Genomic DNA, 14,352 nt, shown 5'->3' on the forward strand with positions numbered 1-14,352 from the left:
AAAATATCAATTAAAGGATATATCCTAAATATATCAAATAATAAAAAAGGAGAATAAGACTATGAGTGTGAAATTTACGTATTTTGGTGGGATGTGTATGCTGGTAGAACGTTCTGATGGATTTAAGATTCTTTGTGATCCGTATCTGGACAAGAACGTACTAAGTCCTGTAAAATCTCCTGATTTATATGACGTTGATTTAATTATGGTTACGCATTATGCGGGGGACCATTTGGGAGATGCTGTCCCGATTATGCAGAATGGCAATGCAACCCTTCTCTCAACTTCGGATGTAATTTATGCGCTCAGAAAACAGTTTGAATTGCCAAAAGAGAGATGTATCGCCAGCGCTTACGGTGATTTCCGTGAATTCGGTATAACTACGACCCATACCGTATATGCCCAGCATCAATCAAAGTTCGACATGGATGGTTTCCGCACTTATGGAATACCCGCGGGCTTTGTAATAGAGGTGGAACCGGGAATTACATACTATCACACAGGAGATACGGCTCTTTGCAACGATATGAAATTAATCCGCGACATATATTCACCAAATGTAATGTGCGTAGGGATTGACAGTGTGAAAGAAAAAAGGGGATCCATAGAAATGGGGCCGCGTGAGGCGGCAATGGCGGCAATGTTCGTAGGGGCAGAGGTAGTAATTCCTACCCATTATTCAACTGCGAGAAATGCTCCGGAAGTTTTCAAAGAGCATATGAAATCTTTTGCCCCCAAAGCAATTATCAAGGAAGAAATCGGAGTGCCTTTTACCGTCAGTCCAATTACAGTTGAATAATGTCAGGAGATGAAAAAATGATCATTGATAAAATAGAAAACAGAAATTTTTATACATTGCCGGAGGCGCTTGCAGAAGCGCTGGAGTATATGGCAAAAGCGCCGTTAGCTGAAATGGAACCTGGAGAATACCATTTACCGGGCGGCCAGTTGATGGAAATCGACGAATATACGCCATCTGCAGGGTGGAAAAATTTTGAGGGGCATAACTATATCACTCACCTGCGGTATATCGTAAACGGAAGTGAGCAGCTCGGATATGCTAATAAAAATGATGTGGAATATGTAGAAACAAAAAAAGCGGATAAGATGATGTACAGAGGAAAAGAAAGCCGCGTACGTGTCACTGCAGGCAGCTTTGTAATCCTTTTTCCACAGGATTGCCATGTACTGAAACTGGCAGACGAAGATGGAATTCAGGTAAGAAAAGTTTCTGTTTCTATCGTATCGGGAAAGGAAGATTAAGATGAAAGGGGGGGATATCAGCATTCGTAAGAGAGCACAGAAAGGCTTAAACAGTTATGGGTTAACAATAGACATTATGGATGATGCCACGATTGAAATGGCCTGTTCAGCGGGATACCATTTTGTACGTTTAGACCGGGAGCATGTATTATTTGATAATCAAACACTGAAGCGTATGTTTGATAAGGCCCGGTTGCTGGGGATTCCGTGCCAGATACGTGTGAATTCGCTTGAAGACATTAATTGCTATCTGTCTCTTGGGGCATCTGCCATCATGGTGCCCCATGTTGAATCCAGAGAACAGGCGCTGCAGGCGATCGCTATGGTAAAATATGCGCCGATCGGGGAAAGAGGAATGAGTGGGGGAGTCAGGTCCGTCCGATTCGGCCAAATTACAAGAGAAGAGTATCTTCGGACAGCGAATGACACAATAGATTTAATCGTACAGATTGAAAGTAGAAAGGGAATTGAGCGGATAGATGAGATTCTATCTCTGGAAGGAATTGATATGGTAGCTACCGGAAAAGCAGATTTATCCCAGTCTTTTTCAGTTCCAGGGCAAAAATCACATCCGGATGTCCTTAAGGCAGAGGCTCTAATTGTAAAGAAAGCGCTTGAATATGGAAAAGTCCCGACACTGGTGGCGGAAAACGCAAAAAGGAGGGATGAATTGGTGAACATGGGAGTGCATTGTTTTTTGATAGGTCATGATGAATCAATTGCGATGAAGGCAATAAAAAACAATCTGAAAACATATCTGGAATAATCGGATATAAACATACAAACAGATAAGGGGATTCTGTATGGAGGTGGGGTAATGAAGATTATACAAATAAGTAAAAAGAAAATACGGACACTGCTTTTGGGGACAGCATCTGTCTGTACCGTGTTACTAAGTGCATGCGGCGGCGCTTCGGAACCTGAGGTGCCAAAAGGCAGTCAGGAATCCGTTTCAACCACACAGAACAGAGACATGCTTCGCGTTGCAGTTGATAAAAATATTACGACGATTAATGGAATTAACGGAACAGCCCAAGGATTTACTCCGGCTTACCATATATTTGATGTTCTATGTGCCCTTACACCAGACATGTCACTTCGGCCGAACTTAGCCACTCAGTGGGAGCAAATAGACGATTTTACCTGGAGGTTCCACCTTAGAGAAGGCGTTAAATTCCATGACGGAAGTGATTTTAATGCAGAAAGTGCAGCATACTCCATTAATTATATTGCAAACATGGAACCAACTTATGCAATTGCAGGACAGTGGGCGACTTCATGGCCGCCGGAGGGCGTTGCCATAGATTCCTATACGCTAGATGTAGTAACTCCTCAACCGAACTTGAAGTTGCCGGAATTATTAAACCGCTGTCCCATGCTGCCTCTTGATGCGGTAGAATCGAATGCTGACTTCTTTAAGGCTCCTGTTGGGACGGGACCGTATAAATTTGTTAGCTGGGATGCAGGAGTAAGCGTCAAGCTGGAGGCAAACCCGGATTATTGGGATGGGAAACCGGCCATTAAAAACCTGGTGTTTGATATTATAGGTGATGGAGAAGCCAGGATGAATGCTTTAAAAAGCGGTGAATATGACTATGTTATGGGGGTTACCTATGATCTTGCCAACGAGATGAAAAATTCATCGGATGAGTTTGCGATGGAACTGGACATTAATGAGTCTACGGGACATAACTTTGCATATTTTAACTACCAGTCTGACAACCCATTTATCCGGAATCCAGAGTTTCGTAAAGCAATGCAGTATGCTGTCGATTCACAGGGGATAGTGGATGCAATTCTTGAAAACTGGGTTAGCCTTTCAAGAGGGATTGCGCCACAAAATGTTGCTGGTTCCATTGATGCAGGGGGTTTTCCTGGGCGTGATCTTGAGAAAGCCAAACAAATAGCGACAGAATGCGGATATAACGGAGAAGAGATCAGTTTTTACTATGCAAATGAAGAATTCACCCGAGCATTGGAGGTTTCAGAGATACTCTGCGCACAACTGCAGGAAGCCGGATTTAATGTAGTATTTGAGCAGGTTGACGGGGCATCGTGGGATCAGATCAAGGCCAGCGGAATATGGGATATCGCCCTGAATAAACTTGGCGGGACGTACACCGGAGACAGTGAAATCTATTATACACAGTCTCTGAAAAAACAATATTGGAATTTAGATGAAGCGGATGCGATGATTTCCAGTATATATCAGACGGGAATTACTCCGGAAAAGAGAGAGGAAACTCTGAAACACGTTCAACAGTATTGCTGGGAACAGGCTCCGTTCCTTTGGGCAACGGATAATATACTCTTATGTGCAAGAGATAGGACATTAAAAGGGGTTGAAGTGGTTCCACTGGGCTTATACCGGTTTACCTATGCATACTACGAGTAGGAAAGTTGTTGCAGATGTACAGAAGAGGAGGGGGTAAATATGTGGCAAATGGTGGTTAAACGCTTTTTACGCGGGGTGCTCACAGTTATCATTGTTATTATACTGATATTCTTTGTAATGAGAGTTGCCCCCAGTGATCCGGCATCCCTTTTGGCGGGCCCCGAAGCTTCGGAAGAACAAATTGCAGCAATCCGCACGTCCTGGGGACTGGATAAGCCTGTCGTCGAGCAGTTCAGGATTTACATTGGCTCCCTGCTGACGGGGGACGCAGGCATGTCGTATCAATATTCTAATAATTCCGCACCCGTCTGGTCGGTTTTAGATCTCGTAATGGCCCGTTTTCCTAACACAGTCAGACTGGCATTGGCTGCTATGGGATTTTGCATAGTAGTAGGAATTCCTTTGGGAATATTTACAGCGGTATATAAGGGCTCATTGTTTGACAATCTTGTTATGGGTAGTGGCTTTACAATATTGTCTTTTCCTACGTTCTTTGTAGGGATGGTTTTACTTAACTTGTTCGCAATTCACCTGAAAATTCTTCCAACTGGGGGAAATGACAGTTTTGCCTGCATTATTCTCCCTGCGATTACAATGGGCTCGAGATTTTTAATCACGCTGATTCGGACGACACGAACAGAAATTATTCAGATTATGAAAAGTGATTACATAAAAACAGTGCGTGCCAAGGGACTTTCCGGCACGGCAGTACTATTTATCCACTGTCTAAGGAATGCTTCAATACCACTTGTTACATTAATTGGGCAGCGGTTTGGAACTATGATGGGAGGGGCCGTTGTAACAGAATCTCTTTTTCGATGGCCTGGAATAGGAAATCTTTTGATTACTTCGGTGCAGGCAAGAGATTATCCCACGGTTCAGTTCCTGGTTCCCTATGTAGCGATTGTATTTATATTAATTAATGTGATTGTAGACATCCTTTATGGCGTTCTGGATCCCAGAATTCGTAAAGAGAGTTAGACGCCGGTTGCAGAGGAGGTATTTATGGAGGAAAAAACGAATAAGGTCGCTTGGATTAGACGAAAAGGTTCGGCGAAGATTCTGCTGGGCGGTTTAATGAGCAGTTCTGTGCTTCTGCTGGTTTTAATTTCTCTTTTCTACACTCCGCATGATCCTAACCTGAGTACTTTGACAGACAGGCTGGCAAAGCCGGCAATCCTTGGATATGAGTCGGATTACCTGTTGGGAGCGGATAATCTGGGAAGAGATGTTTTAAGCCGTATTATGGCAGGTGGTCAAATTTCGCTGTCAATTGGTGGAATGGCTCTAATTGGGACCGTATTCATAGGAATTGTATTCGGACTTCTCAGCGGCTACTACGGAGGAATTGTGGACGATGTTTTTAACATGATTGCAGATATACGCAATTCAATGCCCATGACTCTGATCATCATTGTGATGCTGTCAATTATTGGTTCAAGTATTGTGACACTCGCATTGCTTTTGGCGGTTTCTGAGTGGGTAATTATTTTTCGAACGACAAGGGCAAAGACGAAATTAGAAAAAAATATGGATTATGTGCTGGCTGCGTATTCAAATGGGGCAGATGACAGAAGAATCATATTCAAATATATTATGCCCAATATAGTGAATAGTGTCATTGTACTCGCTACCTTGATGATTGGAACCGTTATCCTGGAAGAGGCAGGATTGAGCTATCTGGGGATCGGTGTAGCCAGACCTTATCCTTCCTGGGGACGGATGATTGCAGACGGCCAGGCTTACTTTTCGAACGGATGGTGGATTTCAACTTTTCCAGCTCTTACCATTGCAGTCCTTGTATTAGGAATTAATATTCTTGGTGACGGTTTAAGACAAATGTGGAAGATGGAGTAGCAAATATGGAGGGTAAAAAAGAAAAATTATTGGAGGTAAGCGGACTCAGCACATTTTTTAAAACGGATGACGGAACCGTCAGGGCTGTAGACGGTGTGAGCTTCTCTGTTAATCGGGGAGAGAGTCTGGGAATTGTGGGAGAATCAGGTTCAGGAAAAAGCGTAACTTCTCTTTCAATTATGCGGCTTACAGGTGGAGGCATTATTTCTGGCCGTGTCATTTATCAGGGGAAGGATCTGCTGAAACTTTCTGAGAAAAAAATGCAGGACATTCGGGGAGACAAGATTACTATGATTTTCCAGGATCCCATGACTTCACTGGATCCTGTTTATACAATTGGTTTTCAGCTGCGAGAATCAATTATGCGCCATAAGAAATTGGATAAGGCTGCTGCCAATGAGCTGGCTGAAAAGATGCTAGTACATGTAGGAATTTCAAATGCCAAAGCTCGTTTAAAAGCGTATCCGCATCAGCTTTCAGGAGGCATGCGTCAGAGAGTTATGATTGCGATGGCTCTGGTATGTGAACCAGAACTACTCATTGCGGATGAACCTACAACGGCGCTGGATGTCACAATACAGGCACAAATTCTGGAATTGATTCAAAAATTAAAAAAAGAATCTGGAATGGCTCTGCTACTGATTACACATGATTTGGGCGTTATTGCAGAGATGTGTGACCGTGTAATGGTCATGTATTGCGGTCAGATCGTGGAAGTTGCCCCGGTGAAAGAGCTGTTTAAGATTCCTTTTCATGAATATACAAAAGCATTGCTGCGCTCAATACCATATATTGATAAAGATGTGAAACGATTGCAGGCTATTCCTGGTTCCGTTCCCCCTGCAACTAATTTTCCCGAAGGATGCAGGTTCTATGAGCGCTGCGATGCAAGGCAAGAACGATGCAGACAGACGCTCACAATGAAAGAGCTGGAACATGGACATTTTACGACTTGCGTTGCAGCGCAGGAAAAATATATGAGGGGAGGTGGGGAAAATAGCAGGGATAAAAGGCAGTGATGAGACAACGTTGCTTGAGGTAAATCATTTGAAAAAATATTTTCCCATAAAACGTGGGAAAATGATGAAAAGAGACTCAGGATATCTACATGCAGTAGATGATGTAACATTTTCGATACATAAACAAGAAGTCTTTGGCCTTGTAGGGGAGTCTGGTTGCGGCAAGACAACGATCGGAAAGACGATACTGCGCCTTTATGAGCCAACGGAAGGGAACGTGATATTTGAGGGAAAAGAATTGTCCCGTCTCAATAAAGAGGAGATGCAAAAGACACGAAAGAGTATGCAGATGATATTTCAGGATCCTTACTCATCATTAAATCCCAGAATGACGGTACACGATATTATTGCGGAACCGTTGCGGATATACAGAATATGTGAGGGGAAAGAATTGGAAGAACGCGTACAGGAACTTTTGCAGCTTGTGGAATTAAATTCTCAATATGCCAGACGCTATCCCCATGAATTTTCTGGAGGCCAAAGGCAGAGAATTGGTATTGCAAGAGCGTTGGCCCTGAACCCTAAGCTGATAGTCTGCGATGAACCTGTCTCTGCCTTGGATGTGTCTGTTCAGGCTCAGGTGCTGAATCTGCTGTCAGATTTACAAGAGAAGCTGGGCCTTTCCTATCTTTTTATTGCACATGATATGTCGGTGGTAAAACATATTTCCAACAGGATGGGAATTATGTATTTGGGAAAGCTCGTGGAGACGGCTTCGAAAGAGGAATTGTACAGTAATCCACTCCATCCCTATACGCAGGCCCTGTTATCGGCAATTCCGGTACCAGATCCGGAACGTAACCACCAACGCATTATATTAAAGGGGGATATTCCCTCACCCATCAATCCGGATGCAGGCTGCCGCTTTTATAAAAGATGTCAGTATGCAAAAGAGATGGGAGAGCTCTGCAGTACGGTAACACCGGAGCTTAAAGATGTGGGGAGCGGTCATATGGCAGCTTGCCACAGATGCACCATATGAAAAAATAAAGGAGAATAATATGATAGACATTGGGAACCGAATTATAACAGGAATTAACCGTCCACCCAGGGAATTAGTGGAAGCCTTCCGCGGGATGCCGTCCAGTAATATAGGAGATATGATGAACCGGCTTTACTGTATGCACAGTGATATCCGTGCGCTTTCGGATCGTCCTTTACTTGGGACGGCTGTAACTGTTAAAGCTCCCGAAGGGGATAATGTTTTTCTTCACAGAGCCATGGATATTGCTCAACCGGGAGATGTTATAGTTGTGGACGGACAGGGATGCATAACAAGAGCTCTTATGGGGGAAATTATGCTTACCTATGCGTGGAAAAAGGGAATTGAGGGTTTTGTGATAGATGGAGCAGTTCGTGATTCGGATGCATTCCAAACTTTAGATATATCCGTTTATGCTAAGGCAATTACGCCTCAGGGCCCTTATAAAAATGGGCCGGGTGAAATCAATGTTCCCATTGCTTGTGGAGGACAGGTGGTCATGCCAGGAGATATCATAGCAGGAGACAAAGATGGAATCTGTGTAATTCCTTCATCAGAAGCTTTTAAACTTGCAGATATTGTAAAGGAAAAATTCTTGAATGAACAGAAAAAACTGACTTCCTATAGGACCGGAAAATTGGATGAGGAAATTCATCAAAAGACATATATTGCAGTGACGGACAAAATAGGGACATTTTATGATTTTAGAGCTGCTGAGTTTAAAAACTAAATTTATATATAAGCAAGATGATAATCGCCTGCTTTCCGATTTAGGAAAGCAGGTTTTTGTTCGATTTCAACCGTTTTGAATAATTGAACGATAGTCCTATTTCTTGACAGAAAATTGTTCTTTGCCGTATAATAATGCATAGGAATTGTTAGAACTTTATAACTGGTTCATCGACAAAGGCGATCATCGTCGCATACCGTGATGCACTGAAACGTTTTCAGAAGATTAAGGAATCATAACATGACGAATGAACAGATACTGACCTGTGCGATCAATATAGGGGAACAGCTTCTGGTGAACGGTGCGGAAATCAGCCGTGTGGAGGATACCATCAGCCGCATCTGCAGGGCATACGGGGTGCGCCAGAGCCATATTTTTTCCATTGCCTCCTGTATCATAGTTTCTCTCGAAACGGCGGACGGCGAATGGATTACCCAGACGAGAAGGATCCTGAATTATGGGACCAATATGTATAAACTGGACAGGCTGAACAACCTGTCCCGGAAAATCTGTGCCAGCCGGCCGGCCTGGGACATGGTGGAAGAGGAGTTTGAGGCAATTGTGCAGAGCAGGGAATATTCCCCTGCGGTACAGGTCGCGGTCTGCGCGATGGTGGCCGCCGCTTTTACCGTTTTTTTCGGGGGAACCTTAAGAGACGGGCTTGCCGCCGCCTTTGTCGGAGTGCTCTTAAAAATGACACTGTTCGGCCTGCAGGCCATGAAGATGAAACAGATTTTTTCCAACATTATCTGTTCCATCCTATCGGGACTCGGCTGTATCTTTGTATGCTTTGTGGGCCTTGGGCGGAACCTGGATGCAATCATGATAGGAAATATCATGCTGCTGATTCCGGGAGTTCTTTTGACAAACTCATTCCGCGACTTCATCAGCGGTGACATGATCAGCGGCCTTCTTCACTTTTCAGAGGCGATCATTACGGCAATCTGTGTGGCCGGCGGATTTATCATTGCGATTATCCTGACGGGAGGCAGCTTATGAGAGATGCATGTTTTTCAATCGCCGCATCCTTCTTCGGATCGCTGGGCTTTGCTATTCTTTACAACACCAGAGGCAGGAGAATCCTGATTTCCTCCCTGGGAGGAGCCGCTTTCTGGGGACTTTACCTGGTCTTTTTTCACTATGTGCAGAATGACTATCTCGGGTTCTTTACCTCGGCCATCCTGATTACAATCTACGCCGAGATATGGGCCAGAATATTAAAAACACCTGCGACCACGGTCCTGATGCCGACGGTCATTCCTTTTATCCCGGGAGGCGCACTCTACTATGCTGTAAGCGCGGCCCTGAAGATGGATATGTCTGTCTTTGCCGAAAAAGCCCGCTCCGCCCTCGGCCTGGCGGTAGCCCTGGCAGCAGGAATCATGGTCGTGACATCACTTCGCGGACCGGTCGATATGCTGTTAAAAAGGGTAAACAGTAAAAAACGGAGATAAACAAACAGGGAGCTGTCACAGAATCGTGATATGCTCCCTGTTTGTCTGTCAGGCACCCACCCGGTACCTCCAGACGCCGTCCTCAAAATAACGGCTGATCTTTCCAAGCTTCTCCAGATGATCTGCGTGAGCCATGCATTCCCCTACTGCAAACCACTTCTGGGCGGCAGGAAATTCCTCCCAGCTGTTTGCCCGGATTTTCCATCGCATCTTTCCGGTCAGCTCATAAAGTGTCATATCCGGTTTTTCTTTCAGAAGCTTTATGACCTCCTCCAGACGTTTTTCATGGTGAAGCAGAAGCTGCTCAATCCTCTCCTCATAATTTCCCGTCTTCCTGTGCCCCGGGAGTGCAAAAACCACCGGATACTTCTTTGCTTTTTTCAGGCTGTCCAGATAATTACCCAGAGAGTCCTCCACACCCAGCCAGGATGTAATATTTGGAGAAATGTCAAACAGGATATGATCTCCTGTAAACATAAAACGCTGCTTTTCTTCCCAGAACATCGCGTTGCCGGGTGTATGCCCGGGCACGGAAATCATAGTCAGACTGTATGGACCGGCCTGAATCTTATCGCCTTCACGAAGCGGGCAAAAGCGTTCGTCCAGTGCATCCAGCTTATAGCGGGACGCCGGATTAACCGCCTCGGTTTCATTTAACAGCTCCTCAGGAAAACCGGCCTCCAAAAACTGGCGGTGGCGGAGCAGACTTCTCTGCGGAAGAAATCCCTCCTGTAATACCTTAAAATCTGTCTCGCTGATATAAATCCGGCCGTTCGGGGCCGCCGCCTCCCTGGCAAGTCCGGTGTGATCGGAGTGGAGATGCGTGAGAAGCACATCGATCCGGCTTGTACTGCTGCCGGCCTCTGCAATACCTCCCATCAGCGCCTCCCGGCATTCCGGACGGCGGAATCCCGTATCAATCAGAAGAGCCCGCTCCCCGCCCCGGATCAGATAGCTGTTCAGCTCCCTTAAAGGATTCTGGGGCAGCGTGACACCCAGCCTGTATATATTCTCTTTTATCTGTTCTACCGCATGCTCTCCCATATCAGAATTCCTCCTCAGCGCCGTTACGGTGCGACATGGCCTTAAACAGTCCGAAGCAAATGATAACGCCCAATACAATCGATAAATAATCGGCCGCAGGCTGCGCATAAATTACGCCGTCCAGTCCAAACATCCGGTTCAGCATAAATACGAGAGGGATAAAAATCAGGCCCTGGCGGCAGACTGTAAGTACCAATGACGGGAGTGCCTTTCCCATTCCCTGAATTGTGTTAATGCAGAGAAAGAGAATGCCGATAAACGGGCCGGAAAGCTGAAGGGCAATGACCATCTGGATTCCGTAGGCTATAACCTCGGAATCGTTTATAAATACCTGAATCAGCGTCCGGCGTGCAATCATCATGATAACCGTCAGCACTGTACCCATGATCACGGCACAGATACCGGTAAAGCGAAAGACCTGCATCAGCCGCTTTTTATTCCTGGCTCCGTAATTATAACCAATCAGCGGCTGGATTCCGGCGCAGAGGCCAATCTGCAGAAGCACCACCAGCATATTCGACTTCATAGCCACGCCCATGGCGGCTACCGGAGTGTCTCCGTATCCCACCAATGCCAGATTTAAAATAATATTGGCAAAGCTCATCAAAATATTATTCAGGGATGCCGGAATTCCAATCGAAGCCACGCCGGATGCGATCCGTCCCCCCATCTTAAAGTCCTTAAGCTTAATGGAGAGGGAAGATTTTTTCCTGAGAAAATAGACAAGATAAAAAGCGCTGGCCGCTATATTTCCGATGACGGTAGCAATGGCCGCGCCGGTTACCCCCCAGCCCAGTCCCAGAATCATAACCGGATCCAGTATGATATTGACCACGGTTCCAATCAGATTCCCAATCATGGATTCCCGGGCTGCCCCCTCGCCCCGGAGAATGTTGCCGAAAGCAGTGGCAAAGATGATAAAGGGGCCTCCGAAGGATATGTAGGTCAGATACTGTCTGGCGTACTCAATTGTATTCGCGCTGGCTCCTATCAGCTTCAGAATCAAATTCATTCCGGCTATAAAGAGCACCGCAACTATTACGCCCAAGCCGAGAGAGCCATAGCAGCAAAAGGACGACAGGTTCCTGGCCCGATCCATCCGCTTTTCCCCCAGCGCCCGCGATATGGCGGAGCTTCCGCCGATGCCGAACAGGTTGCCGAGAGCCATGTAAATCATAAAGACCGGTGTAGCCAGCGAAACGGCCGCCACTTGTAGGGGATCTCCGGTCTGGCCGATAAAAAATGTATCGGCCATGTTATAAATAACTACCACCAGCATGGAAATCATGGTGGGGACAGCCATGAGGGCCACCGCTTTGGGGACCGGCGCCTCCTCAAATAATTCTCTGTTTGTGTTCATGTAAATAATTCTCCTTTTCGTTGCCTGCAATAACTATTTGATTTTGTGCTAAACTATGTGCTGGTTCAGGGGCTACTTGATATTTTCTTCCAGCTTTCTTATTATGCTCGTAAGCTGATTAAGCTCCTCTCTGGAAATTCCGGATTGAAGCTCTGCCTCAAATCGGTTCAGGCGGTCGATCATCCTCGCCCGTGCTTCGGCTCCCTTCTCCGTCACGACCAGCTTTTTTAATCTGGCGTCATAGGAAACCGGCTCACGGCGGATATATCCGTTGCGCTCCATTAGCTGCAGAGTCCGGCTGGCCGTGGAGCGGCGGATTGAGAATTCCTTCTCAATATCCCTCTGCATGATATCTCTCCCTTGCGACTGAATCAAAAAGTGCAGAACCCAGTCCTGATTCGCGGTCAGCGTCTCCCCTTCCTGGGCCGACATCTGATTGATTCTGCGGTAAATAAGATTGGATAATACGCGGATTTCAAATCCGACATGGGTGTTTACTGTCATCTTTATTTCCTTCCTGGATGCTTATTCTATACATTTAAAGAGATAGGGCCTGTTTCGGGAGCGGCCGTCTGCACCGTAAATCAATCCGAATCAGCTCTTCCGCCCCTGGCTATGCCAAAAAGATGTAAGCACCCTAACATTTTAAACGAACATATATTCTTTGTCAACTCCGTTTTTCAATCGGGCAGCATTTGGGGTATCAAAGAATAACTATGACTTTCAAAGATTTTTACTACGTGGTAAACGAGCAAACCGGATCCATCTGTTTGCACCGAAAAGCGTTTAAATATAAAAGAGAAAAGAAACATAAGGTTTATGAAAAAGTACAAAAAAAAGACGAACCCCCTTAAACATGGGAGCCGTCCATTTTTTATCCATAAAAACAATCCGCCAAAAGGGCAGTTTATAAGCAAGTAGTGGCCGCGACAATACCTCTCTCCCCCCATTTGGCGGAAGAGACAGTCAGCCGATGTCGGACGGACGGGCCGATCCCTGCCTGGCCTTCAGTCCCAGCGATAAATTACGCGGGAAAGGAGGGAGAAAACTTTCCGAAGGGGACCTTGGAGTCCGTTGGCGCTTGATGAGGTTCCTCACGAATCTAGCGCCATTACGCACTCCGTAAGCGGGAGCGAGTCCCCGCAGGAATTTTTTCTCCCGGATTTCCCCTCACCACAACCTTACATAGGGACTGAAGGCTAATCCAATCCCTAACGCCCCCGTCCGCCATCCATCAGCGTCCCAATCCCCAACTAACTCACATCACATTCACAGGCGTCCCATCCACCCATTTCGCCACATTATCAAACACAATCACAGCCCTCTTCACCAGCGCTTCTTTCGTAGCAAACGCAATATGAGGCGTCGCAATCACATTTTTCGCATTCAGCAGCGGGTGATCTTTTCTCACCGGAGGCTCATTTTCAAATACGTCGATGCCGGCTCCGGCGATCCGGCCGGCATTCAGCGCTTCGGCCAGGGCCTCGCTGTCCACTACAGGGCCTCGGGCCGTATTAATAAGGATTGCCGTTTCCTTCATCATAGCCAGTTCTTCTTTGCCAATCAGGCCTTTTGTCTCCGGCGTAAGCGGTGTATGCAGTGATACAATGTCACAGGCGGAGAGAAGTTCATTCAGAGAAACATATTTGATTCCTTCAATTTCTTTCACCGTTCTGCTGTATGCATATACTTCGCAGCCGAAAGCCTGTGCAATCTTTGCCGTGCGCAGTCCGATGGCGCCTGTTCCTACGATACCAAACTTCTTGCCTTCCAGCTCAAAGCCGACAAGGCCGTCTTTTGTCCCCTCTTTTCTGACCACGTCATTACATGGGATGATATTTCTGTAAAGTGCGATGACCATACCGAATACAAGGTCGGCTACGGCTACAGTGGAATATCCGGCACAGTTGCAGACCATGACGCCGTTGCTGCGGCAGTGATCCATGGCAATATGATCAACTCCCGTAAATGCGACGGACAGGAGCTTTAAGTTTTTGCATCCGTCGATCACTTCGCCGTTCATTGGAAGGTTGGACACAACGATGATATCGGCGTCTTTTCCTCGCTCAATCAATTCCTGCGTGCCTGTAACGCGGGTATCGTAATATACGATCTCCAAATCCTTAGGAAGCGCTTCGTGCGCCATGGACAGGAGCTTTTCCTGCGGGACTCCAAGAGGTTCGATGATAACAAGTTTCATAATAACAGATCTCCTTTCGTGGCTCTATTTATAGGCTTGAAAAACGCC

Annotated in this window: 15 protein-coding genes; 11 read left to right on the forward strand and 4 right to left on the reverse strand. The window is 46.1% G+C overall.

From position 1 onward, the window contains the following. Positions 1–61 precede the first annotated feature (61 nt). From EJL91_RS16040 to EJL91_RS16090, 11 genes are all read left to right on the forward strand, one after another. On the forward strand, positions 62–799 hold the full coding sequence (locus EJL91_RS16040; protein ID WP_125142978.1) for an MBL fold metallo-hydrolase: 738 nt from the start codon (positions 62–64) through the stop codon (positions 797–799). A 17-nt stretch (positions 800–816) separates the two neighbouring features. After that, the gene (locus EJL91_RS16045; protein ID WP_164516868.1) at positions 817–1,263 is read left to right on the forward strand and encodes a NanQ anomerase/TabA/YiaL family protein; all 447 of its coding nucleotides are present in this window, start codon (positions 817–819) and stop codon (positions 1,261–1,263) included. Position 1,264: 1 nt separating this feature from the next. After that, on the forward strand, positions 1,265–2,029 hold the full coding sequence (locus tag EJL91_RS16050; RefSeq protein WP_125142980.1) for an HpcH/HpaI aldolase family protein: 765 nt from the start codon (positions 1,265–1,267) through the stop codon (positions 2,027–2,029). A 51-nt stretch (positions 2,030–2,080) separates the two neighbouring features. Further along, positions 2,081–3,658 carry an ABC transporter substrate-binding protein gene (locus EJL91_RS16055; RefSeq protein ID WP_125142981.1) on the forward strand — a complete coding sequence of 526 codons (1,578 nt, stop codon included), beginning with the start codon at positions 2,081–2,083 and terminating at the stop codon, positions 3,656–3,658. Between the two features lie 39 nt (positions 3,659–3,697). Continuing rightward, entirely contained in the window at positions 3,698–4,639 is a 942-nt protein-coding gene (locus EJL91_RS16060) for an ABC transporter permease (protein WP_125142982.1), read from the forward strand. A 24-nt stretch (positions 4,640–4,663) separates the two neighbouring features. Beyond that, complete coding sequence (locus tag EJL91_RS16065; RefSeq protein WP_125142983.1) at positions 4,664–5,515, forward strand: ABC transporter permease; 852 nt, start codon at positions 4,664–4,666, stop codon at positions 5,513–5,515. 5 nt (positions 5,516–5,520) lie between these two features. Then, positions 5,521–6,534, forward strand: a complete 1,014-nt coding sequence (locus EJL91_RS16070) for an ABC transporter ATP-binding protein (protein ID WP_125142984.1) — start codon at positions 5,521–5,523, stop codon at positions 6,532–6,534. 61 nt (positions 6,535–6,595) lie between these two features. Continuing rightward, positions 6,596–7,516, forward strand: coding sequence for an ABC transporter ATP-binding protein (locus EJL91_RS16075; protein WP_125142985.1), 921 nt, complete (start codon positions 6,596–6,598; stop codon positions 7,514–7,516). Between the two features lie 19 nt (positions 7,517–7,535). After that, positions 7,536–8,246, forward strand: a complete 711-nt coding sequence (locus EJL91_RS16080) for an RraA family protein (RefSeq protein WP_125142986.1) — start codon at positions 7,536–7,538, stop codon at positions 8,244–8,246. A 240-nt stretch (positions 8,247–8,486) separates the two neighbouring features. Then, positions 8,487–9,245, forward strand: a complete 759-nt coding sequence (locus tag EJL91_RS16085) for a threonine/serine exporter family protein (RefSeq protein WP_125142987.1) — start codon at positions 8,487–8,489, stop codon at positions 9,243–9,245. After that, positions 9,242–9,700, forward strand: coding sequence for a threonine/serine exporter family protein (locus EJL91_RS16090; RefSeq protein ID WP_125142988.1), 459 nt, complete (start codon positions 9,242–9,244; stop codon positions 9,698–9,700). The genes EJL91_RS16085 and EJL91_RS16090 overlap by 4 nt, the downstream gene beginning before the upstream one ends. 48 nt (positions 9,701–9,748) lie before the next feature. On the opposite strand, the gene EJL91_RS16095 is transcribed toward EJL91_RS16090, so the two are convergent. From EJL91_RS16095 to EJL91_RS16110, 4 genes are all read right to left on the reverse strand, one after another. After that, a complete protein-coding gene (locus EJL91_RS16095) occupies positions 9,749–10,744 on the reverse strand; it encodes an MBL fold metallo-hydrolase (RefSeq protein WP_125142989.1) in 996 nt (331 codons plus the stop codon). A gap of 1 nt (position 10,745) precedes the next feature. Next, positions 10,746–12,104, reverse strand: a complete 1,359-nt coding sequence (locus tag EJL91_RS16100; protein WP_125142990.1) for an MATE family efflux transporter — start codon at positions 12,102–12,104, stop codon at positions 10,746–10,748. A 72-nt stretch (positions 12,105–12,176) separates the two neighbouring features. Then, positions 12,177–12,608, reverse strand: coding sequence for a MarR family winged helix-turn-helix transcriptional regulator (locus EJL91_RS16105; RefSeq protein ID WP_125142991.1), 432 nt, complete (start codon positions 12,606–12,608; stop codon positions 12,177–12,179). A gap of 754 nt (positions 12,609–13,362) precedes the next feature. Then, positions 13,363–14,304 (reverse strand): 2-hydroxyacid dehydrogenase, encoded by a 942-nt coding sequence (locus EJL91_RS16110; protein ID WP_125142992.1) that lies wholly within the window; start codon positions 14,302–14,304, stop codon positions 13,363–13,365. Positions 14,305–14,352: the final 48 nt, after the last annotated feature.

The sequence above is a fragment of the Clostridium transplantifaecale genome, from assembly GCF_900626075.1.
In the GTDB taxonomy this organism is placed as follows: domain Bacteria; phylum Bacillota; class Clostridia; order Lachnospirales; family Lachnospiraceae; genus Otoolea; species Otoolea transplantifaecalis.

Excerpts from the sequence above, each read along its gene's own strand:
- EJL91_RS16040 (WP_125142978.1), top strand. The coding sequence starts at position 62 with ATGAGTGTGAAATTTACGTATTTTGGTGGGATGTGTATGCTGGTAGAA.
- EJL91_RS16045 (WP_164516868.1), top strand. The coding sequence starts at position 817 with ATGATCATTGATAAAATAGAAAACAGAAATTTTTATACATTGCCGGAG.
- EJL91_RS16050 (WP_125142980.1), top strand. The coding sequence starts at position 1,265 with ATGAAAGGGGGGGATATCAGCATTCGTAAGAGAGCACAGAAAGGCTTA.
- EJL91_RS16055 (WP_125142981.1), top strand. The coding sequence starts at position 2,081 with ATGAAGATTATACAAATAAGTAAAAAGAAAATACGGACACTGCTTTTG.
- EJL91_RS16060 (WP_125142982.1), top strand. The coding sequence starts at position 3,698 with ATGTGGCAAATGGTGGTTAAACGCTTTTTACGCGGGGTGCTCACAGTT.
- EJL91_RS16065 (WP_125142983.1), top strand. The coding sequence starts at position 4,664 with ATGGAGGAAAAAACGAATAAGGTCGCTTGGATTAGACGAAAAGGTTCG.
- EJL91_RS16070 (WP_125142984.1), top strand. The coding sequence starts at position 5,521 with ATGGAGGGTAAAAAAGAAAAATTATTGGAGGTAAGCGGACTCAGCACA.
- EJL91_RS16075 (WP_125142985.1), top strand. The coding sequence starts at position 6,596 with ATGATGAAAAGAGACTCAGGATATCTACATGCAGTAGATGATGTAACA.
- EJL91_RS16080 (WP_125142986.1), top strand. The coding sequence starts at position 7,536 with ATGATAGACATTGGGAACCGAATTATAACAGGAATTAACCGTCCACCC.
- EJL91_RS16085 (WP_125142987.1), top strand. The coding sequence starts at position 8,487 with ATGACGAATGAACAGATACTGACCTGTGCGATCAATATAGGGGAACAG.
- EJL91_RS16090 (WP_125142988.1), top strand. The coding sequence starts at position 9,242 with ATGAGAGATGCATGTTTTTCAATCGCCGCATCCTTCTTCGGATCGCTG.
- EJL91_RS16095 (WP_125142989.1), bottom strand. The coding sequence starts at position 10,744 with ATGGGAGAGCATGCGGTAGAACAGATAAAAGAGAATATATACAGGCTG.
- EJL91_RS16100 (WP_125142990.1), bottom strand. The coding sequence starts at position 12,104 with ATGAACACAAACAGAGAATTATTTGAGGAGGCGCCGGTCCCCAAAGCG.
- EJL91_RS16105 (WP_125142991.1), bottom strand. The coding sequence starts at position 12,608 with ATGACAGTAAACACCCATGTCGGATTTGAAATCCGCGTATTATCCAAT.
- EJL91_RS16110 (WP_125142992.1), bottom strand. The coding sequence starts at position 14,304 with ATGAAACTTGTTATCATCGAACCTCTTGGAGTCCCGCAGGAAAAGCTC.